Raw genomic sequence first — 18,509 nt, forward strand, 5'->3', positions numbered from 1 at the left:
CAAGCAGACTTATTCTTTAATAATATTTAAAACTCACCGATATATGATTAAAAGGAATATAAACCTTGATGGATTAACCCATAACCGAACGCGCTTATAATCCTCGCCCCCTGATCACGCGCGCCTGAACACCATGTCCGAAGTGTCCATCCAATTGCTGAGCGAACCGCTCTGGCCGCTGCTGAACAAGTTTTACCGCGCCCACGGTTCATCGATGAAAGCGCTCAAGGGCGGTCGATTATGGGTGGCGCGTGACGCCGAGATCGTCGCCGGGCTATGCCTGACGCCGGTGGTGGGCGGGCACTGGCTGACGGGGCTGTTCGTCGACCCGGCGTATCGCGGGCAAGGGCTGGCGGCGCGGCTGGTTCTGCGCGCAGTGCAACCGGTGGAGGGCACGGTGTGGCTGTTCTGTCACCCGGACCTGCAGGGTGTGTATGACCGGATGGGCTTCACGCAGGAAACGCTGTTGCCGCAATCGCTCAGCGAGCGGCTGGTGCGCTATAAACGCAACAAGCCGCTGATCGCGATGGGCTTAAAAACCTGAAATGCAGCCCCATGTGGGAGGGGGCTTGCTCCCGATTGCAGTGTGTCAGCTACTCAAGCGTGACTGGCACTCAGCCATCGGGAGCAAGTCCCCTCCCACATGTTCAAGCGGTGTGGCGTCAGAGGGTTACTCTTCTACCGCCGGCTCCAGCTCAGGGAACAGCACGTCGGTAAACCCGAATTTGCTGAAGTCGGTAATCCGCGACGGGTACAGCCGGCCGATCAGGTGGTCGCACTCGTGCTGCACCACCCGCGCATGGAAGCCGTCGGCAAAACGCACAATCGGTTCGCCCTTGGGGTCGAAACCTTCGTAGCGAATCTGCTGGTAGCGGTTGACCGCCCCGCGCAGGCCGGGCACCGACAGGCAGCCTTCGTAGTCCTCTTCCAGCACCGGGCTGAGCGGCGTGATCAGCGGGTTGATCAGGATAGTCTGCGGCACCGGCGGCGCGTCCGGGTAGCGTTCGCTGGCCTCGAAACCGAAGATCACCAGTTGCAGGTCGACGCCTATCTGCGGCGCGGCCAGGCCAACACCGCCGACATGTTCCATGGTCTGGAACATGTCATCGATCAATTGCCACAGCTCGGGGCTGTCGAACATTTCCGGCGGTACAGGCGCGGCGATACGCAGCAGGCGCTCGTCGCCCATTTTCAGGATGTCACGGATCATCAATCAGGCTCTACGGGAGTGGGCTTGGAGTGGTCTCGGCCTAAGCCTGAGACATGCTGTTTCTCATCGGTGTGGCCGGGCTCATCAAATTCCTTTTCGCCCGCGTCCTTGCCCTCGGCCGACATGTGTTCGATCACGGCGTTCATCTCCGCGCCGAGCAACAGCACGGCGGCGGAAATATAGAAATACAGAAGCAGCACGATGATCGCACCGATACTGCCATACATGGCGTTGTAGTCGGCGAAGGTTTTAACGTAGTAACCAAAGCCCAGGGACGCGACGATCCAGACCACCACGGCCAGCACGGAGCCTGGGGTGATGAAGCGAAATTTCTGCTCCACGTCCGGCATCACGTAATACATGAGGGCCACGGCAAACATCAGCAGAATCACGATCAACGGCCAGCGCACAATGGTCCACAGGGTAACGACGAATTCCTGCATGCCGATCTGCCCCGCCAGCCACTCCATCACTTGCGGGCCCAGCACCATCAGTGCGGCGGCGGCCAACAACATGCCTGCGATGCCGATGGTGTAGAAAATCGACAGCGGGAAACGCTTCCAGATCGGCCGGCCTTCCACCACGTCGTAGGCGGCGTTCATCGCGCTCATCATCAGGCGCACGCCGGCCGAAGCGGTCCACAGCGCGATCACGATACCCACCGAGAGCAGGCCGCCCTTGGATTGCTGCAACTGGTCGATCACCGGGTTGACCTGTTCCAGCGCCTGGGGCGGCAACACCAGCTCCGATTGCAGGCGCAACCAGCTGAAGAAGTCCGGCAGGTGAAGGAAACCGATCAGGGCAATGAGGAACAGCAGGAAGGGAAACAGCGAAAACAGCATCTGGTAGGCCAGTGCCGAGGCGTAGGTGGGCATCTCATCATCGATGAATTCGGTGACGGTGCGCATCAGCACCTTATGCAGCTTGAGGCCTTGTAGTACCGGAAAGATCATAGCGTCTCCTTTCGCCGCAAAAAGGTCAGATTCGTGGGCGACTCAGGGGCCGTTTTCTACATCAAAGTAGCCCATTTGGCGACTTTGAAACAATTTCCAAAGTTTAGTTGCAGCAGCTGACACAAAAACGGCCATCCGTGGATGGCCGCAGGTCTGCGCAAACGCAGTGCCGGGTCAGGCTTTGTCGACGGTATTCTTGACCGCATCCTTGGTCTTGCCAACGGCTTGCTGGGCTTCGCCCTTCAGTTCCTGAGCCTTGCCTTCAGCACGCAGTTTGTCGTTATCGGTGGCTTTGCCGACGCCTTGCTTGACGTTGCCGACGGCTTCGTTAGCCATGCCTTTTACCTTATCGGAAGTGCTGCCCATGGTATTACTCCTGATAACAATCAAATGGTTTTTAATGACTACCTAAAGATTGACCCGGGGCCGTTCTGTAGAGTTTCAATTATTTTCAGACGGCATTTGATCGCTCCATAAAGGTTTGGCTTTATGTTTTGCAGCCAACCCACGAGAATGCCCGGCAGATTCAGGCTGAAACGCTGAATAACAGATCCCGTAGGAAGGTTATGAAACTCGATAAGACACAGGCCATCGCCCGCAGAAACCAGGCATTGGGCGGCGCCGTACTCGGCGTCAACAACTGCCACTTCACCGACCTGGACCGCAAACGCAACATCTGGTGGTTCGACCTGCCGCTGGTGCGCATTGGCGTGGGCCAGTACGAGTGGATCCACCTGTTGATGCATAACGCCGAGACCGACCAGTTGCTGCACCTGAAGGTGCCCACGCTGTTCCTGCGCGAGAACCTGGAAGGGCTGGTGGTGCGCAATGCAGGCAAGCGCAAGCCGGAGATCACCCTGGAGTTGAGCGCGGACAAGGATTCATACCTCAAGGATGTGCGCCCGGCGGGTGCAGGAATCAGCTTTGCGCAGTTCGCCCTGTAAAAAATGTGCAGGCCATAAAAAACCCCGCATTGGCGGGGTTTTTTATTGGGTTACTTTTTCAGGCCCAGCTTCTTCAGTTCTTCATCGCGCAACTCGCGCCGTAGAATCTTGCCCACATTGGTGGTCGGCAACACATCGCGGAACTCCACCGCCTTGGGCACCTTGTAGGCGGTGACGTTGGCGCGCATGTGTTCCATCACCTGGTCCTTGGTCAGGGTTGCACCGGGCTTGACCACGATGAACAGCTTGATGATCTCCCCGGATTTTTCGTCCGGCACGCCGATGGCGGCGCACTGCAATACGCCCGGCAGGCCGGCCAGCACGTCTTCCAGCTCGTTGGGGTAAACGTTGAAGCCGGACACCAGAATCATGTCCTTCTTGCGGTCGACAATGCGCAGGTAGCCGTCGGGCTGGATGATCGCGATGTCACCGGTCTTCAACCAGCCTTCGCTGTCGAGCATCTCGGCGGTGGCGTCTTCGCGCTGCCAGTAGCCCTTCATCACTTGCGGGCCTTTGACGCACAGCTCGCCGGTCTCGCCCAGCGCCAGTTCGGTGCCGTCGTCGGCGATGACCTTGCACGCCGTGGACGGCACCGGAATACCGATGGTGCCGATCTGGATATGCTGAATCGGGTTGACCGTGGCCACCGGGCTGGTCTCGGTCATGCCATAACCTTCACAGATGCCACAGCCGGTCACGGCCTTCCAGCGCTCGGCAGCCGCCAGTTGCAGGGCCATGCCACCGGACAGGGTGACCTTGAGCGCCGAGAAGTCCAGCTTGCGGAAGCCTTCGTTATTGCACAGCGCCACAAACAGGGTATTGAGGCCGACAAAGCCGCTGAACTTCCACTTTGACAATTCCTTGACCATCGCCGGCAGGTCGCGCGGGTTGCTGATCAGGATGTTGTGGTTGCCGATCAGCATCATCGCCATGCAATGAAAGGTGAACGCGTAGATGTGGTAAAGCGGCAGCGGCGTGATGAGGATCTCGCAACCCTCATTGAGGTTGGAGCCCATCAGCGCCTTGCACTGCAGCATGTTGGCGACGAGGTTGCGGTGGGTGAGCATCGCGCCCTTGGCCACGCCGGTGGTGCCGCCGGTGTATTGCAGCACCGCCACATCATCGCTGGCCGGGCTCACTTCGTTGACGGTCTGGCCATTGCCCCTGGCGAGCACATCATTGAACTTGATCGCCTTCGGCAAGTGGTAGGCCGGGACCATTTTCTTCACGTACTTGATGACACTGTTGATCAGCAGGCGCTTGAGCGGCGGCAGCAGGTCGGCCACTTCGGTGACGATCACGTGCTTGACGGCGGTTTTGGGCAAGACCTTTTCCGCCAGATGGGCCATGTTGGCCAGGCACACCAGGGCCTTGGCCCCGGAGTCGTTGAATTGGTGTTCCATCTCCCGCGCGGTGTACAGCGGGTTGGTGTTGACCACGATCAGCCCGGCACGGATGGCACCGAACACGGCGACCGGGTATTGCAGGACGTTGGGCAGTTGCACCGCGATGCGGTCGCCGGGCTGCAGGTCGGTGTGCTGTTGCAGATAGGCGGCAAAAGCGCCGGACAATTCGTACAGCTCACCGTAGGTGAGGGTCTTGCCCAAGTTGCTGAAAGCCGGCTTGTTGGCGAAGCGCTGGCAGGACTGCTTCAATACCGCCTGAATATTCGGATACTCGTCTGGATTGATCTGTGCAGCAATCCCGGCGGGGTACTTATCCTTCCAAAAGTCTTCATTCATGGAAGCCCACTCCTCAGCGACGCGAATTCATCATCGCATTTGATGCGATTATTATTGGTGTATGTTTTTTGTACGGTGAATCCGGCGCTTCAAGCAGGCCCAGACGTCACAAAGCGCGCCGAGAGTAGCAGCTTTGCCAAGGGCCGCCTAGAGCCAAACGAGGGCCCCGCAGTCATAATCACGACTGTCCTACAATATTTGGTCACACTTTAAACACAGGTTGAATATCCCGGAAAACCGCTCTGGAACAAGCCCTCCAGCGCACTCCAAAGCAAATGCGGGAGGGGGCTTGCTGCCGATAGCGGCATATCAGTCACCCAATATGTTGACTGACCCACCGCTATCGGGAGCAAGCCCCCTCCCACACTTTTAGACCATTTCAGTTACAGGTTCAGGCGATGTCGCGCAGCTCCCGTCGCAGGATTTTCCCTACCGGCGTCATCGGCAACGAGTCGCGCAACACGATCTGCTTGGGCACCTTGTAGCCGGTGAAGTTGGCCTTGCAGTACGCCTTCAGCTCTTCAACGCTCACGCCCTGGGCACGCGCCACCACGAACAGCTTCACCGCCTCCCCCGTGCGCTCGTCCGGCACGCCGATCACTGCGCAATTGGCCACAGCCGGATGCGCCATCACCACGTCTTCGATCTCGTTGGGGTACACGTTGAAACCCGAGACGATGATCAGGTCTTTCTTGCGATCGACAATGCGTATGAAGCCGTCCTCATCGATCACGGCAATATCGCCGGTCTTGAACCAGCCTTCGGCGTCCAGCGCCTCGGCGGTGGCTGCCGGTTGCTGCCAATAGCCCTTCATCACCTGCGGGCCCTTGATGCACAGCTCGCCACGCTCGCCCAACGGCAGCTCGACACCTTCGTCGTTGATCACCTTCATTGCAGTGGCCGGCACGGGAATGCCCACGGTGCCCAGTCGCGACTTATCGCCGTACGGGTTGGCGCTGGCCACCGGGGAAGTTTCGGTCAGGCCATAACCCTCGCCGATCGCGCAGCCGGTGAGCTGCTGCCAGCGTTCCGCGGTGGCCTTGATCAGCGCGGTGCCGCCGGAGTTGGTGGTTTTGAGGTGAGAGAAATCCAGCTGCTTGAACTCCGGATGATCCATCAGCGCGACAAACAGCGTGTTGAGCCCCAGCAGCCCGGTGAAGCGCCACTTTTTCAGCTCCTTGATAAACCCGCCGATGTCCCGTGGGTTGGTGATCAGCACGTTGTGGTTGCCCGAGACCATCATGCACATGCAGTTCGCGGTGAAGGCATAGATGTGGTACAGCGGCAGCGGCGCGATCATCACCTCCTCCCCTTCCTTCACCAGCGGCAGGCCGTCGTCACCGGTCTGCGACATGCAGGCGCGCACCTGCTGCATGTTCGCCACCAGGTTGCGGTGGGTGAGCATCGCGCCCTTGGCCAGGCCGGTGGTGCCGCCGGTGTATTGCAACACGGCGATATCGTCCAGGCTCACCGGATGCCGCGTCACGTCCAGGCTTGCCCCCAGACGCAGAGCGCGCTTGAACGGCGCTGCGCGCGGCAGGTGGTAGGCCGGTACCATTTTCTTCACCTTGTCGACCAGGGTGTTGACCAGCCAACCCTTGGCGGCCGGCATGAAGTCGCCCATTCGGGCTTCGATCAAGTGGTCGATGGCTGTGTCGGCGCACACCTCCTGCACGCGCGAACCGAACAGGTTGAGGTAGACCAGCGCACGCACGCCGGCATCCTTGAACTGGTGGCGCATCTCGCGCGGGGTGTACAGCGGGTTGGTGTTGACCACGATCAGCCCGGCGCGCAAGGCACCGAACACGGCAATCGGGTAATGCAGCACGTTGGGCATCTGCACCGCGATGCGCTCGCCGGGCTTGAGGTCGGTGTGCTGCTGCAGGTAACCGGCGAACGCCGCACTCTGGCGCTCAAGTTCGGCGTAGGTCAGGGTAATCCCCATGTTGCTGAATGCCGGACGGTCGGCGAAGGTCTTGCAGGAGCGCTCGAACACTTCGATCACCGAGGTGTAGGCGGTGAGGTCGATGGTATTGGGAACACCGGGCGCGCGTTTGTCATTCCAGAAATCAGGTTGCATTATTCTTGTCCTCTTACCTGAGTGTGTCCGGCCGCTGCTATAAAAAGCGGAGCTTTGGGGACGGTAGCAGCTATAACCAAACAGGCAAATACGCTAAATCGTGTCATTGATTGTATGAATCTTGCCGCTGAGGCATGGGCAGATACCTGGTGCGCGATACACTGCACCCATCCCGAGCAAAGGAAAGCGCCATGAACCACAGCACCTTCTGGCTGACCGCGACTGACCAAAGCCGTCTGTACGTCAATCAATGGCTGCCGGAGGGCCCCGCCAGGGCCGTGGTGATGGTGTCCCATGGCATGGCCGAACACGGCGGGCGCTATGGGCGCCTGGCCGCAGCATTGTGCGCCGGCGGCTACGGTGTGTATGCGCTGGACCAGCGTGGCCACGGCCGTACCGCCGAGTCAGGCACCCTGGGCCTGTACGCCGAGCAGGACGGCTGGAACACGGTGGTCGGCGACCTCGCCAGCCTGCACCAGCACATCGGCCAGCAGCAGCCGGGGTTGCCGATCGTTCTGCTGGGTCACAGCATGGGCAGCTACATCGCCCAGGCCTACCTGCTGCACCACAGCGCCAGCCTGCATGGGGCAATTCTCAGCGGTTCGAATTTCCAGCCGGTGGCCCTGTATCGCGCCGCCCGGGTGATAGCGCGTGTCGAATACGCTCGACAGGGCTTGCGCGGGCGCAGTGCGCTGATTGACTGGCTGTCGTTCGGCTCATTCAACAAGGCGTTCAAACCGACGCGTACAGCATTTGACTGGCTCAGCCGCGACCCCGTCGAAGTCGACCGTTACATCAACGACCCGCTCTGTGGTTTTCGTTGCACCAACCAGCTGTGGATCGACCTGCTGGGCGGCTTGCAGCACATCAGCAAAGCGTCCAACCTCGCGCAGATCGATCCGGGCCTGCCGATTCTGGTCGTGGGCGGCGAATGTGATCCGGTGAGTGACGGCAAGCGTCTCAACAGCCTGGCCCAAGCCCTGCGTGAGGCCGGCTGCCAGCACCTGCAATTGACCGTCTACCCGCAGGCGCGGCATGAAGTGTTCAACGAAACCAACCGCGATGAAGTGACCGCGGATGTACTGCACTGGCTCGACCAGGCCCTGACCCTGCGCAGGCCGGCGCGCTGCGAATAAACTTTGCAGAACCGGCCCATTAATGACCGACTAGCCACAGGATGCACTTTTAGATGACCCAGGTAACCAACACCCCCTACGAAGCCCTCGAAGTCGGCCAGACCGCCAGCTACAGCAAGACCGTCGAAGAGCGCGATATCCAACTGTTCGCCGCCATGTCCGGCGACCACAACCCGGTGCACCTGGACGCCGAATACGCCAAGACCACGATGTTCAAGGAGCGTATTGCCCACGGCATGTTCAGCGGCGCGCTGATCAGTGCCGCCGTGGCCTGCGAGTTGCCTGGGCCGGGCACTATCTATGTGGGCCAGCAGATGAGCTTTCAGAAGCCGGTAAAGATCGGCGACACGCTGACGGTGCGCCTGGAAATTCTGGAAAAGCTGCCAAAATTTCGCGTGCGCATCGCCACCCGCGTGTTCAACCAGCGCGACGAACTGGTGGTAGATGGCGAAGCGGAGATCATCGCGCCACGCAAGCAGCTTGAATTGACGCTGACCCAGTTGCCACCGATCAGCATTGGCTAAGTCCGAACTCAAATCCAACGCAAAAAAATGCGGGAGGGGGCAAGCCCCTCCCGCATTGGGTTACAGCGCAGTGCTTACGACTGAGCGCGAGCCTGGTTACGCAGGGCTTTCACTTGGTCGTGGTTGCGTTGCACGCCGTGGTACTGACGCTCTACCAGGTCACGAATGCCCAGCAGGTTGTGCTTGTTGATTTTCTCGATCGCTTCTTTGTAAGCCTTCAGTGCGTGGTCTTCACCGCGCTCGGCTTCGTTCAGTACGGCTTCTTCGTCTTTACCGGTGACCATCGACTTCACGTCGACCCAGCCACGGTGCAAGGCGCCGGCAACGCTGCCGGAATCTTCCGGATCGCCACCCAGAGCACGCACGGCGGTTTTCAGTTCTTCGGCAGCGCTGGTGCAATCAGCCGAACGCTTGGCAAACAGAGCCTTCAGCTCCGGGTGCTTGATGTCTTCAGCGCACTCTTTAAAACCTTTCTGACCGTCAATGCTGGTCTCGATCAGGTCGTTCAGTACGGAGATGGATTCTTTATTGATGTCAGTCATTTTTCAATTCCTTATGGCAGGTTTAAAAGGATGCAAGAGTAATTGCAGTGTCCGTGCCAGCTTTCTGAAAAATATATTCCTATTTAAAATCAAACAGTTATGAATTATTGAACCATCTGCGCCGATGTTATTTGCATGATCTGTCCTTTGGCCTTCATGCAGAATGCCTGTATTTTCACTGTCATCGTCTTAACCGCCCAAGATCGCCATGAATCCAGAGAAACTCGAACTGCTGATCACCCGCCAGATGCCCTTCGGCAAATACAAGGGCCGGATCATCGCCGACCTCCCCGGCCCCTATCTCAATTGGTTCGCCCGCGAAGGTTTCCCCCCATGGCGAGCTGGGCGGCCTGCTGGCCTTGATGCAGGAAATCGACAGCAACGGCCTGGCCGAACTGCTGGAACCACTGCGCGCCAAACACGGTAAGCCCGCCCCTCGCCATTAGGAGTTTCGCCATGCCAGGGAATGCAAACAACGAGCAGCACTGGCGCACTATCGCCCAGCGCTATGAGCAGGAGCCAGGCCCGATCAACCTGGAGAACGGCTACTTCGGGCGCATGAGCCGCGCAGTGCAGGCGCAGTATCTGGAACACGTAGCGTTCATCAACCGCAGTAATTCGCTGCATGTGCGCCAGCGCTTCGAGCGCGGTGACAATGACGCCATCCGCTGCCAACTGGCCGGCTTGATCAACGCCGATCCGCAGGCGATAGCGTTCACCCGCAACGCCACCGAAGCCCTGCAGTCGCTGATCCGCAATTACAACCGCCTGCAACCGGGCGATCAGGTGCTGATCAGCGATCTGGAGTACGACACGGTCAAGGGGTCGATGCGCTGGCTGGCGGGCTATCGAGGTGTGGAGGTGATCGAAATCGCCCACCTTCATCCGGCCAGTTTCGACAGCCTGGTGCACACCTATCGCGAGGCATTTGTGCAGTATCCGCGCCTGAAGCTGATGGCACTGACCCATGTCACCCACCGTACCGGCCTGGTGATGCCGGTCGAAACCATCGCCAGGGCCGCGCAAGCACACGGCGTGGATGTGATACTCGACGGCGCCCACGCGCTGGGCCAGATCGACTTCAATCTCGCCGAACTGGGAATCAGCTTTGCCGGCTTCAACCTGCACAAGTGGATCGGCGCGCCGCTGACCCTGGGTTTCCTCTACATCGCCCCCGAGCGCCTGGCCGATATCGACCCGGACATGGGCGAGTGCCACTACCCCGCCACCGACGTGCGCGCACGCACGCCCTATAGCACACCAAACTTCCCTGCGTTGATGACGTTGCCATGGGTGCTGGAAGAACATCGCAGCCTGGGTGGCGCGGCGGCCAAGGGTGCGCGGCTCAATTACCTGAGGGACATGTGGGTGAGTCAGGTGCGGTCGCTGCCCGGGATTGAAGTACTCACGCCGGATGACCCCAGACTGTATTGCGCGATTACCGCATTCAAGTTCAGTGGGCGGGACCAACAGGTGATGGTGGACCGTCTGCTCAAGGAGCACGGCCTGTTTACCACGACCCGCACGGGGCCGGCATTTGGCACGTGTATTCGGGTGACGCCAGGGGTGGTGACCTGCGCTGAGGACATCAATGTCCTGATCAACGCAATCACTCAACTGGCCATCGATTGACAGGTGGGAGGGACTTGCTCCCTCCCACACTAGCCCTCGTCCACATCAGGCATGTGTGACTTTGAGGTTTTTTACAGGCAAAAAAAAGCGGCACACCGACCAAGTGCGCCGCAAAAATGCCGTTAAGCACAGCAACAACGATTCTTTACATCCGATCAGTCCAGCAGGGCCAGCGCTTGCGCAGTGACTTCTTGAATACGTGCCCAGTCGCCGTTCCTGATCCACTCCGGGTCAAGCATCCAGCTACCGCCCACGCACATCACGTTCTTCAACGCCATGTAGCTCTTGATATTGGCCGGGCCCACGCCGCCGGTAGGGCAGAACTTCACTTCGCCAAACGGGCCGCCCAGCGCCTTGATTGCCGCCACGCCGCCGCTGACTTCAGCCGGGAACAGCTTGAAACGGCGATAACCCAGGGCATAGCCTTCCATGATGCCGGACGCATTGCTGATGCCCGGCAGCAGCGGGATCGGGCTGTGCACCGAGGCTTCCAGCAGGTCGCGTGTAATGCCCGGAGTGACGATGAATTGCGAACCGGCCACCTCGGCGGCGTCGAGCATCTGGCGGTCAAGCACAGTGCCGGCACCGGTGCACAGTTCAGGGCGCTGCTCGCGCAGCACCTGAATGGCCTTGAGACCGAACTCGGAACGCAGGGTCACTTCCAGCGCGGTCAAACCACCGGCTGCCAGCGCATCGGCCAGCGGCAGGATGTCCTGTTCGCGGGCGATGGTGATCACCGGCAGGATCCGCGCCCTGGCGCAGAGGCTGTCGATCAGGGCAACTTTGTCCGCCATGGAAACGGTCGGTTGAGGGCTTTTCATAGCGGCTGATCCTTGGCTCATGGGCACCAGTAAATCTCTAAGGTAGGTTGCAAAAACGCGCGAATCGGCATGGCAGCAACATCGTCACTGGCCAGCGCGGCGCTCAAGGTGGTCAATTTGGCGCTGCCGGAAATCGACAGCACGGTGTACCTGGCCGTGGCCAACAGCGCGCGACTCATGGTCAGGCGCTGATGGGGCACGGTCGGCGCCAGCATTGGCCAGCAACGGCGGGTACCGTCCGGCGCCAGCGCATCGCCAAGGTTCGGGCTGTCGGGGAACAGCGAGGCGGTGTGGCCGTCATCGCCCATGCCCAGCACCAGCACATCAATGCCAGGTAATTCGGCCAGCAGGTGATCGGCCTGCTCGGCCGCGTCTTCAAGGTTGGCCGCAGCGCTGTAGAGGCTCAGGAACTTCGCCTTGGCGGCCGGGCCCTGCAGCAAGTGCTGCTTGAGCAGGCCGGCATTGCTGTCGGCATGCTCCACCGGCACCCAGCGCTCGTCCGCCAGGGTGATGGTGACCCTGGACCAGTCCAGGCCCTGCTTGGCCAACTGCTGGAAAAACGCCACGGGGCTGCGGCCGCCGGACACCACCAGAGTGGCCTCGCCACGCGCGCTGATGGCCGTGCGCAGTTGTTCGGCCACATCATTGGCCAGGCCGTCCGCCAGCAGCGCAGGCGTGCGGTACTCATGGGCCGTTACGCCCTGAGGCAGTTTCAATTCAGATATCGCCATACCACGACCTCCCATCCCGCGTGATCAGTGCAATCGAGCTCATCGGCCCCCAGGAACCCGCCGCGTACGGCTTGGGCGCATCACCGGATTTTTTCCACCCGGCGATCAACTGGTCACACCACGTCCACGCGGCTTCGATTTCATCTTTACGGACAAACAGGTTCTGATTGCCGTTCATCACTTCCAGTAGCAACCGCTCGTAGGCATCGGGAATCCGTGCGCTGCGATAGGTATCGGAAAAATTCAGTTGCAGCGGGCCGCTGCGCAGTTGCATGCCCTTGTCCAGGCCCTGCTCCTTGGTCATCACGCGCAAGGAAATGCCTTCGTCCGGCTGCAGGCGGATGATCAGCTTGTTGCTGATCTGCAGGCGCTGCTCGGGGGCGAATATATAGTGGGACGGTTCCTTGAAGTGGATGACGATCTGCGACAGTTTTTGCGGCATGCGCTTGCCGGTGCGCAGGTAGAACGGCACCCCGGCCCAGCGCCAGTTGCGGATATCGGCACGCAGCGCGACGAAGGTTTCGGTGTCGCTCTGGGTGTTGGAATTTTCTTCTTCCAGGTAACCCGGCACCGGCTTGCCGGCGCTGTAGCCGGCGATGTACTGGCCGCGCACCACCTGGGTGGTCAGGCCTTCCGGGCTGATCGGCGCCAGGGCCTTGAGCACCTTGACCTTCTCGTCGCGGATGCTGTCGGCGGACAGGTCGGCCGGCGGGTCCATGGCGATCAGGCACAGCAGCTGCAGCAGGTGATTCTGGATCATGTCGCGCAGCTGGCCGGCCTTGTCGAAATACCCCCAGCGCCCTTCGATGCCGACCTGCTCGGCCACGGTGATTTCCACGTGGGAGATGTAGTTCTGGTTCCACTGGGTTTCAAACAGGCTGTTGGCAAACCGCAGGGCGATCAGGTTCTGGACGGTCTCTTTGCCCAGGTAGTGGTCGATGCGGTAGGTGCGGTTCTCCGGGAAAAACTGCGCCACGGCATCGTTGACCTTGCGCGAGGATTCCAGGTCCGAGCCGATGGGTTTTTCCAGCACCACGCGGGTGTTGTCCGCCAGGCCGACCTTGGACAGGTTCTCGCAGATCGCGCCATACACCGCCGCCGGGGTGGCGAAGTAGGCGATCAGACGTTGCTCGCTGCCAACTTTCTCGGCGAGGGCGACGTAGTCGTCGGCCTTCATGAAGTCGACATGCAGGTAGGTCAGGCGCGCCAGGAAACGCTGGGCCACGTTCTCATCCAGCGCCTTGCCGACGTACTTGCGCAGTTCTGTTTCGATATGGGCCAAGTGCTGCTGCTCGGAACCGGCTTCACGGGCCAGGGCCAGGATGCGCGTGTCGTCGTGCAGCAGATCGGCGCCATCGAGGTGATAGAGGGCAGGAAATAACTTGCGAAGCGCCAGATCACCCAAGGCGCCAAATAGGGCAAAGGTGCAGGGTTCTACGGTTATCGAAGGCATGATGTTTGTTCTTTTATCAAGTTAAGCTACAAATACCTTTTTTCAAGGTATCACTCAAGGAAAAATGTAGTAATAACCACAACATTTTCCAGAATTACGCATTCCGAGTGGTGGTGTTCAGCTACCCTCAGTAGGATAGGCCACCGCGAAAAGCCACTCATCGATTGGTTACCGCCTTTTTATTTGCATCGTCGCCCGAAGGAAAGACTGAATGGACCGCGTGCGAAATCTTCTGGAACAGATCCGGAACCGCCTCGAAGAATTGAACAAGGCCGAGAAAAAAGTCGCCGAGGTCATCCTGCTCAACCCGCAGCAGGCGACCCGCTTCTCCATCGCCGCCCTTGCCCAGGCCGCTTCGGTCAGTGAACCGACGGTCAACCGCTTCTGCCGGTCGTTCGGCGTCAGTGGTTACCCTGAACTTAAATTGCAGCTGGCGCAAAGTCTGGCCAGCGGCGCGGCCTATGTCAGCCGCGCGGTGGAAGCCGATGATAACCCCGAGGCCTACACGCAGAAGATCTTTGGCAGCGCCATTGCCTCCCTGGACAGCGCCTGCCAGGCCCTGGACCCGGCCCTGATCAGCAAGGCGGTGGATTTGCTGATTCAGGCGCGGCAGATCCACTTCTTTGGCCTGGGCGCTTCGGCACCGGTGGCCATGGATGCGCTGCACAAGTTTTTTCGCTTCAACCTTGCGGTCACTGCCCACGCCGACGTGCTGATGCAGCGCATGATCGCGTCGGTGGCGCATACCGGCGAGCTGTTCGTGATTATTTCCTACACCGGGCGTACCCGTGAGCTGGTGGAAGTGGCGCGCATCGCCCGCGGAAACGGCGCCTCGGTGCTGGGGGTGACCGCCGAGAACTCGCCGCTGGCCAAGGCCAGTACGGTGAGCCTGAACATCCCGTTGCCGGAAGACACGGACATCTACATGCCGATGACGTCGCGGATCATCCAGCTGACGGTACTGGATGTGCTGGCGACCGGCATGACGTTAAGGCGCGGGGTGGATTTCCAGCCGCATCTGCGCAAGATCAAAGAGAGCTTGAATGACAGTCGGTATCCGGTGGGGGATGAGTTCAACTAAGTCAGCATTTGTGTTGGCGTTACTGGCCTCATCGGGGGCAAGCCCCCTCCCACATTTGAGGTATTCACAAATCAAAGTGTGGGAGGGGGCTTGCTCCCGATGAGGCCATCAGCCACACCACTAGACCCCTGCCCTGGCCTGCAAACTCAAATGCGCCCGCTCCCCCGGCGCCAGGCAGGCCGCCGCCATCGCCGACTCCACGCACACAAACCCTGACGCCTCGTTAAAACTGACGCCCAGCAGCGGCCGGCTGCCGGGATGCCACACCACGGTGTCGGCGCTCTCCCCCGTGTCGATGCACAGCTCGCGCTGCCAGGCGTGATCCTTGAGCTGCAATTCACCTTCGTGCTGGAACACCCTCTGACAGCCGCCGTCCACCCGCAGCTCGCCTTCCTGCTGGCAAACCTGGCGATTGAGCTGGTCATACCCTTGCGCGCCATCCAGGCCAGACAGCGCTACCTCATCAACGTGACCAATACGCCAGTAAGCGTGCAACGCGTGGCTCAGCTGGCATGGCAGCTCGTCCTGATGCTCGGTGCTCAGGCGCAGCTCCAGGGTATCGCCCAAGTGGGCGTGCAGGTCGACCTGCCAGTCGCACAGCTGCAATTGCCAATGCAGGCGCACGCCATCTTCTGCGGTGCTGCTGTCGAGCAGTTTCCAGTCGATCAGCCGCGCCCAGCCATGGGACGGCCACGCGTTTTCACTCGGATGCCGGCCATACCACGGCCAGCACACCGGCACGCCGCCACGGATGGCGCCGACCTGCGGCCACTTGGCCGCGCACCACAGCCAGGGCTTTTGCCCGGCAGGTTGAAAATGCAGCAATTGCGCGCCCTGACGACTGAACACTGCCTGGCACAGCGGATGGTCGATCACCAACACATCGCGCATCTGAAAGCGCTCCCAGGCGAACACCGGACGTTCGCGCAGGGATTTGAAAAAGCGTTGCAGCGGATGCTCATGCATGTGCCACGGTCCTGAATTTCACAGTGCTGCGCAAAAAAAAGCGGATAGCCATGGCTACCCGCAAAATGCGCACAGAGAGAGGAGCTTATCGCAGCAGGGTTAGAACACCGACTGAATTTTCAGGCCGGCGACTACCGCGTTGTCGACTTTATCCACGCCACCTGGGTGGGTGACGTATTGCAGGTTGGGACGCACGGTCAGCCAGTTGGTAACGTGGAAGCCGTAGTTGATTTCGTAGTTGTACTCGGTAGAACGCAGTGGCGCGAAGCCTGCCTGGTCGTAGTCGGTGAAACCATTGGAGGCGTTGACCAGTTCAGCGTTCTTGCGCACATCGTCGTTGACGTGCAGACGCGCAGCGCCGATACCGATGTCGTCTTTTGGACGCGCATCGAATGGGCCCTTGTACACCAGCATGATCGACTGGTAGTTGTCGACCAGGTTGGTTTCCTTGTCGTGGAACGTGGCGTTGGCCGCGATGTTCAGACCACGGGAGGCGTCGCCGTTGTGGGTGGTGAGTTGCTGTTGCGCAACGAACCAGTAGCCCTTTTTGCTGCTGTGGGTACGGAAGGCCGCGCCGGTGGTGCCCGCGTCGTTGCCGTTCACGTCTTCACGAACGTCGGCTGCATCGGCCGCGCTCTTGTAATAGCCCACACGGTATTCGCCCGGCAGGTTGTTGACCTTCGGCGACCAGACCAATTCCACCGGAATCACGGTGCCCTTGGTGCCGCTGCCGCTGAGTTTGAAGCCGTTGCCGTGCTCCAGCTGCGACGGGTTCTGGTTGTAGGCGCCGATCTGCGCATACAGCTCAGGCGTGATGTTGTACTTCACGCGGATGGCCGCCTGGCTGACTGGCCAGTTGTACCAGGTGTTCACGTAGTTACCCACTTGCGAGCCGCAGAACGACAGGTTCTGGAAGTCGCACGGGAAGGTGTTGAAATCTTCGCCTTCGCCGAAGTAACCGAGTTTCACGTCCAGCTTGTTGTCGAACATCTGGTGCTGGATCCAGAACTGGGTCAGACGCACCATGTGGCCACGGCCGTAGACTTCCATGGACGAACTCAGCGTGCCGGCACGCGGGTCGCCAATGCGGTCGTTGGAGATGTTCTGGCCATTACGGTTGGTCAGCTGGATCTTGGCCTGGGTGTTATCCCAGCCCCACAGCTTTTGCAGGTCCAGTGCCACGCCCAGACCGAACTGGTCGGAGTAGCGACCGGTCTTGTCATCGTTAAAGCCGCCGTGGGCGTTGTAGCCCATCTCGCCCACGTAGTCGGCCTTGATGTCGATACCTTGCTCGATCAGCTTGGTACGCTCGCCACCCCAATCGCCGGTCATCCACTTGGAATCGGCACTGAATGCATCGGCCGCCATCGCATTGGCGGACAATACCAGGGCTGCTGCTGCGGACAGTTGGCAGAGCAGTCGAGTGTTGTTGTGTTGCTTTTTCATCCCTACATCCTCGTCTTTATTGTTATTAAACTGTTTTTATCTAACGCGGTTTACATTTTTTTCAGCTAAAACAACCAGTTAACTGATTCAACGGCTTTTGAACTGGGCCACATTATCGGCTTGTCCCGATGAAGGCAATGCAGCTGACGTGCCCAGGCGCTCGCCGGTTTTGGCATCGAACAGCAATACCTTGGCCGGATCGAACTGCAGGGTCAGGGTCTCGCCCACCTGCGGTGCCACGTCCGGTGCCAGGCGACAGCAGACCTTGGTGTCATTGAGCTGCACGAACACCAGAGTGTCCGGGCCGGTCGGCTCGGTCACCTGGACTTCGGCGCGAATGCTCGAAGCGCTGTTGCCCTCGCCCGCCGCCAGCATGATCTGCTCCGGGCGCAGGCCCAGGATTACGTCGCGGTCTTCAAGGCCGGCATCGCTCATGTTCAGCGCCAGCTCGCAACGGGCCTGGCCGCTGTCGAGCAGCGCCACCAGACGACCGTCCTTGCGCTGCAGGCGCAGCGGCACGAAGTTCATCGGCGGCGAACCGATGAAACTCGCCACGAACTGGTTGGCCGGGTTGTTGTAGATCTCTTTGGGCGTGCCGAACTGCTGAATGATGCCGTCCTTCATCACCGCCACTTTGTCGCCCAGGGTCATCGCTTCGATCTGGTCGTGGGTGACGTAGACGGTGGTGGTTTTCAGGCGCTGGTGCATCAGCTTCATTTCGGTGCGCATCTCGACGCGCAGCTTGGCATCGAGGTTGGACAGCGGTTCATCGAACAGGTAGATCTTCGGCCGACGCGCCAACGCACGGCCCATGGCCACACGTTGTTGCTGGCCGCCGGAGAGCTGGCCCGGCTTGCGGTTGAGCAGGTGTTCGATCTGCAGCAGCTTGGCCACGCGCGCCACTTCGGCGTCGATATCGGCCTGAGGCATCTTGCGGATCTTGAGGCCGAACTCGATGTTCTCGCGCACGCTCATGGTCGGGTACAGCGCGTAGGACTGAAACACCATGGCGATGTCACGGTCCTTGGGGCTCATGCCGCTGACGTCCTGATCACCGATCATGATCGCGCCGCCAGTAATGGTCTCCAGGCCGGCGATGCAGTTCATCAGGGTCGACTTACCGCACCCGGAAGGGCCGACCAGAATCAGGAATTCACCTTCCTTGATCGACAGTTCGATGTTCTTCAAGGTGTCGGGCAGGCCGGCGCCATAGGTCTTGTTTACATTGCGAAGTTCAAGCGTAGCCAT

At 60.0% G+C, this 18,509-nt stretch carries 18 protein-coding genes and 1 pseudogene; 7 read left to right on the forward strand and 12 right to left on the reverse strand.

The annotated features are described in order from the left end of the window. Positions 1-133: 133 nt before the first annotated feature. Entirely contained in the window at positions 134-544 is a 411-nt protein-coding gene (locus JOE32_RS11490; RefSeq protein WP_209984100.1) for a GNAT family N-acetyltransferase, read from the forward strand. Between the two features lie 126 nt (positions 545-670). On the opposite strand, the gene def is transcribed toward JOE32_RS11490, so the two are convergent. From def to JOE32_RS11505, 3 genes are all read right to left on the reverse strand, one after another. After that, positions 671-1,210 (reverse strand): peptide deformylase, encoded by a 540-nt coding sequence (gene def, locus JOE32_RS11495; protein ID WP_057007110.1) that lies wholly within the window; start codon positions 1,208-1,210, stop codon positions 671-673. Further along, on the reverse strand, positions 1,210-2,163 hold the full coding sequence (locus tag JOE32_RS11500) for a YihY/virulence factor BrkB family protein (protein ID WP_209984102.1): 954 nt from the start codon (positions 2,161-2,163) through the stop codon (positions 1,210-1,212). The genes def and JOE32_RS11500 overlap by 1 nt, the downstream gene beginning before the upstream one ends. Before the next feature lie 174 nt (positions 2,164-2,337). Then, positions 2,338-2,529, reverse strand: a complete 192-nt coding sequence (locus JOE32_RS11505; RefSeq protein WP_003237824.1) for a CsbD family protein — start codon at positions 2,527-2,529, stop codon at positions 2,338-2,340. Between the two features lie 200 nt (positions 2,530-2,729). Here JOE32_RS11505 and JOE32_RS11510 point away from each other — a divergent pair, with 200 nt between their 5' ends. Beyond that, positions 2,730-3,107, forward strand: a complete 378-nt coding sequence (locus JOE32_RS11510; RefSeq protein WP_057007112.1) for a hypothetical protein — start codon at positions 2,730-2,732, stop codon at positions 3,105-3,107. A gap of 50 nt (positions 3,108-3,157) precedes the next feature. Here the strand turns inward: JOE32_RS11510 and fadD1 are convergent, their stop codons facing one another. Both fadD1 and fadD2 read right to left on the reverse strand, forming a co-directional pair. Further along, the gene (gene fadD1, locus JOE32_RS11515) at positions 3,158-4,849 is read right to left on the reverse strand and encodes a long-chain-fatty-acid--CoA ligase FadD1 (RefSeq protein WP_209984104.1); all 1,692 of its coding nucleotides are present in this window, start codon (positions 4,847-4,849) and stop codon (positions 3,158-3,160) included. Positions 4,850-5,240: 391 nt separating this feature from the next. Next, entirely contained in the window at positions 5,241-6,929 is a 1,689-nt protein-coding gene (gene fadD2 / locus JOE32_RS11520) for a long-chain-fatty-acid--CoA ligase FadD2 (protein ID WP_209984107.1), read from the reverse strand. A 191-nt stretch (positions 6,930-7,120) separates the two neighbouring features. On the opposite strand from fadD2, the gene JOE32_RS11525 reads away from it, so the two are divergent. Together JOE32_RS11525 and JOE32_RS11530 are read left to right on the forward strand one after the other, a co-directional pair. Beyond that, on the forward strand, positions 7,121-8,065 hold the full coding sequence (locus tag JOE32_RS11525) for an alpha/beta hydrolase (RefSeq protein WP_209984110.1): 945 nt from the start codon (positions 7,121-7,123) through the stop codon (positions 8,063-8,065). Positions 8,066-8,118: 53 nt separating this feature from the next. After that, entirely contained in the window at positions 8,119-8,589 is a 471-nt protein-coding gene (locus JOE32_RS11530; RefSeq protein WP_057007116.1) for a MaoC family dehydratase, read from the forward strand. A 74-nt stretch (positions 8,590-8,663) separates the two neighbouring features. Here JOE32_RS11530 and JOE32_RS11535 read toward each other — a convergent pair whose 3' ends face one another. After that, the gene (locus tag JOE32_RS11535) at positions 8,664-9,131 is read right to left on the reverse strand and encodes a PA2169 family four-helix-bundle protein (RefSeq protein ID WP_209984112.1); all 468 of its coding nucleotides are present in this window, start codon (positions 9,129-9,131) and stop codon (positions 8,664-8,666) included. Between the two features lie 208 nt (positions 9,132-9,339). On the opposite strand from JOE32_RS11535, the pseudogene JOE32_RS11540 reads away from it, so the two are divergent. After that, a pseudogene (locus JOE32_RS11540) lies at positions 9,340-9,577 on the forward strand (DUF3820 family protein). Between the two features lie 10 nt (positions 9,578-9,587). After that, complete coding sequence (locus JOE32_RS11545) at positions 9,588-10,763, forward strand: aminotransferase class V-fold PLP-dependent enzyme (RefSeq protein ID WP_209984115.1); 1,176 nt, start codon at positions 9,588-9,590, stop codon at positions 10,761-10,763. 155 nt (positions 10,764-10,918) lie between these two features. On the opposite strand, the gene JOE32_RS11550 is transcribed toward JOE32_RS11545, so the two are convergent. From JOE32_RS11550 to zwf, 3 genes are read right to left on the reverse strand one after another with little or no spacing between them, the layout of a single operon-like run. Further along, a complete protein-coding gene (locus JOE32_RS11550) occupies positions 10,919-11,584 on the reverse strand; it encodes a bifunctional 4-hydroxy-2-oxoglutarate aldolase/2-dehydro-3-deoxy-phosphogluconate aldolase (protein ID WP_057007119.1) in 666 nt (221 codons plus the stop codon). A 17-nt stretch (positions 11,585-11,601) separates the two neighbouring features. Then, entirely contained in the window at positions 11,602-12,315 is a 714-nt protein-coding gene (gene pgl, locus JOE32_RS11555) for a 6-phosphogluconolactonase (protein WP_209984118.1), read from the reverse strand. Then, positions 12,302-13,768: a glucose-6-phosphate dehydrogenase gene (zwf, locus tag JOE32_RS11560; RefSeq protein ID WP_209984120.1), complete on the reverse strand. Its 1,467-nt coding sequence runs from the start codon at positions 13,766-13,768 to the stop codon at positions 12,302-12,304. The genes pgl and zwf overlap by 14 nt, the downstream gene beginning before the upstream one ends. 220 nt (positions 13,769-13,988) lie before the next feature. On the opposite strand from zwf, the gene JOE32_RS11565 reads away from it, so the two are divergent. Beyond that, positions 13,989-14,849 carry a MurR/RpiR family transcriptional regulator gene (locus tag JOE32_RS11565; protein WP_172832156.1) on the forward strand — a complete coding sequence of 287 codons (861 nt, stop codon included), beginning with the start codon at positions 13,989-13,991 and terminating at the stop codon, positions 14,847-14,849. Between the two features lie 120 nt (positions 14,850-14,969). Here JOE32_RS11565 and JOE32_RS11570 read toward each other — a convergent pair whose 3' ends face one another. From JOE32_RS11570 to JOE32_RS11580, 3 genes are all read right to left on the reverse strand, one after another. Continuing rightward, on the reverse strand, positions 14,970-15,815 hold the full coding sequence (locus tag JOE32_RS11570; protein WP_209984124.1) for a D-hexose-6-phosphate mutarotase: 846 nt from the start codon (positions 15,813-15,815) through the stop codon (positions 14,970-14,972). A 99-nt stretch (positions 15,816-15,914) separates the two neighbouring features. Further along, a complete protein-coding gene (locus tag JOE32_RS11575; protein WP_003237795.1) occupies positions 15,915-17,261 on the reverse strand; it encodes a carbohydrate porin in 1,347 nt (448 codons plus the stop codon). 87 nt (positions 17,262-17,348) lie between these two features. Continuing rightward, on the reverse strand, positions 17,349-18,509 hold the full coding sequence (locus JOE32_RS11580) for an ABC transporter ATP-binding protein (RefSeq protein WP_209984126.1): 1,161 nt from the start codon (positions 18,507-18,509) through the stop codon (positions 17,349-17,351).

It is taken from the genome of Pseudomonas sp. PvP025 (assembly GCF_017832155.1).
Classification (GTDB): Bacteria; Pseudomonadota; Gammaproteobacteria; order Pseudomonadales; family Pseudomonadaceae; genus Aquipseudomonas.

What these genes read in the sequence shown, in the direction of transcription:
- JOE32_RS11490 (WP_209984100.1), top strand. Translation starts at nt 134, where the DNA reads ATGTCCGAAGTGTCCATCCAATTGCTGAGCGAACCGCTCTGGCCGCTG.
- JOE32_RS11580 (WP_209984126.1), bottom strand. Translation starts at nt 18,509, where the DNA reads ATGGCTACGCTTGAACTTCGCAATGTAAACAAGACCTATGGCGCCGGC.
- fadD1 (WP_209984104.1), bottom strand. Translation starts at nt 4,849, where the DNA reads ATGAATGAAGACTTTTGGAAGGATAAGTACCCCGCCGGGATTGCTGCA.
- fadD2 (WP_209984107.1), bottom strand. Translation starts at nt 6,929, where the DNA reads ATGCAACCTGATTTCTGGAATGACAAACGCGCGCCCGGTGTTCCCAAT.
- JOE32_RS11550 (WP_057007119.1), bottom strand. Translation starts at nt 11,584, where the DNA reads ATGAAAAGCCCTCAACCGACCGTTTCCATGGCGGACAAAGTTGCCCTG.
- JOE32_RS11525 (WP_209984110.1), top strand. Translation starts at nt 7,121, where the DNA reads ATGAACCACAGCACCTTCTGGCTGACCGCGACTGACCAAAGCCGTCTG.
- JOE32_RS11500 (WP_209984102.1), bottom strand. Translation starts at nt 2,163, where the DNA reads ATGATCTTTCCGGTACTACAAGGCCTCAAGCTGCATAAGGTGCTGATG.
- JOE32_RS11570 (WP_209984124.1), bottom strand. Translation starts at nt 15,815, where the DNA reads ATGCATGAGCATCCGCTGCAACGCTTTTTCAAATCCCTGCGCGAACGT.
- JOE32_RS11535 (WP_209984112.1), bottom strand. Translation starts at nt 9,131, where the DNA reads ATGACTGACATCAATAAAGAATCCATCTCCGTACTGAACGACCTGATC.
- pgl (WP_209984118.1), bottom strand. Translation starts at nt 12,315, where the DNA reads ATGGCGATATCTGAATTGAAACTGCCTCAGGGCGTAACGGCCCATGAG.
- JOE32_RS11545 (WP_209984115.1), top strand. Translation starts at nt 9,588, where the DNA reads ATGCCAGGGAATGCAAACAACGAGCAGCACTGGCGCACTATCGCCCAG.
- JOE32_RS11510 (WP_057007112.1), top strand. Translation starts at nt 2,730, where the DNA reads ATGAAACTCGATAAGACACAGGCCATCGCCCGCAGAAACCAGGCATTG.
- JOE32_RS11575 (WP_003237795.1), bottom strand. Translation starts at nt 17,261, where the DNA reads ATGAAAAAGCAACACAACAACACTCGACTGCTCTGCCAACTGTCCGCA.
- def (WP_057007110.1), bottom strand. Translation starts at nt 1,210, where the DNA reads ATGATCCGTGACATCCTGAAAATGGGCGACGAGCGCCTGCTGCGTATC.
- JOE32_RS11530 (WP_057007116.1), top strand. Translation starts at nt 8,119, where the DNA reads ATGACCCAGGTAACCAACACCCCCTACGAAGCCCTCGAAGTCGGCCAG.
- zwf (WP_209984120.1), bottom strand. Translation starts at nt 13,768, where the DNA reads ATGCCTTCGATAACCGTAGAACCCTGCACCTTTGCCCTATTTGGCGCC.
- JOE32_RS11505 (WP_003237824.1), bottom strand. Translation starts at nt 2,529, where the DNA reads ATGGGCAGCACTTCCGATAAGGTAAAAGGCATGGCTAACGAAGCCGTC.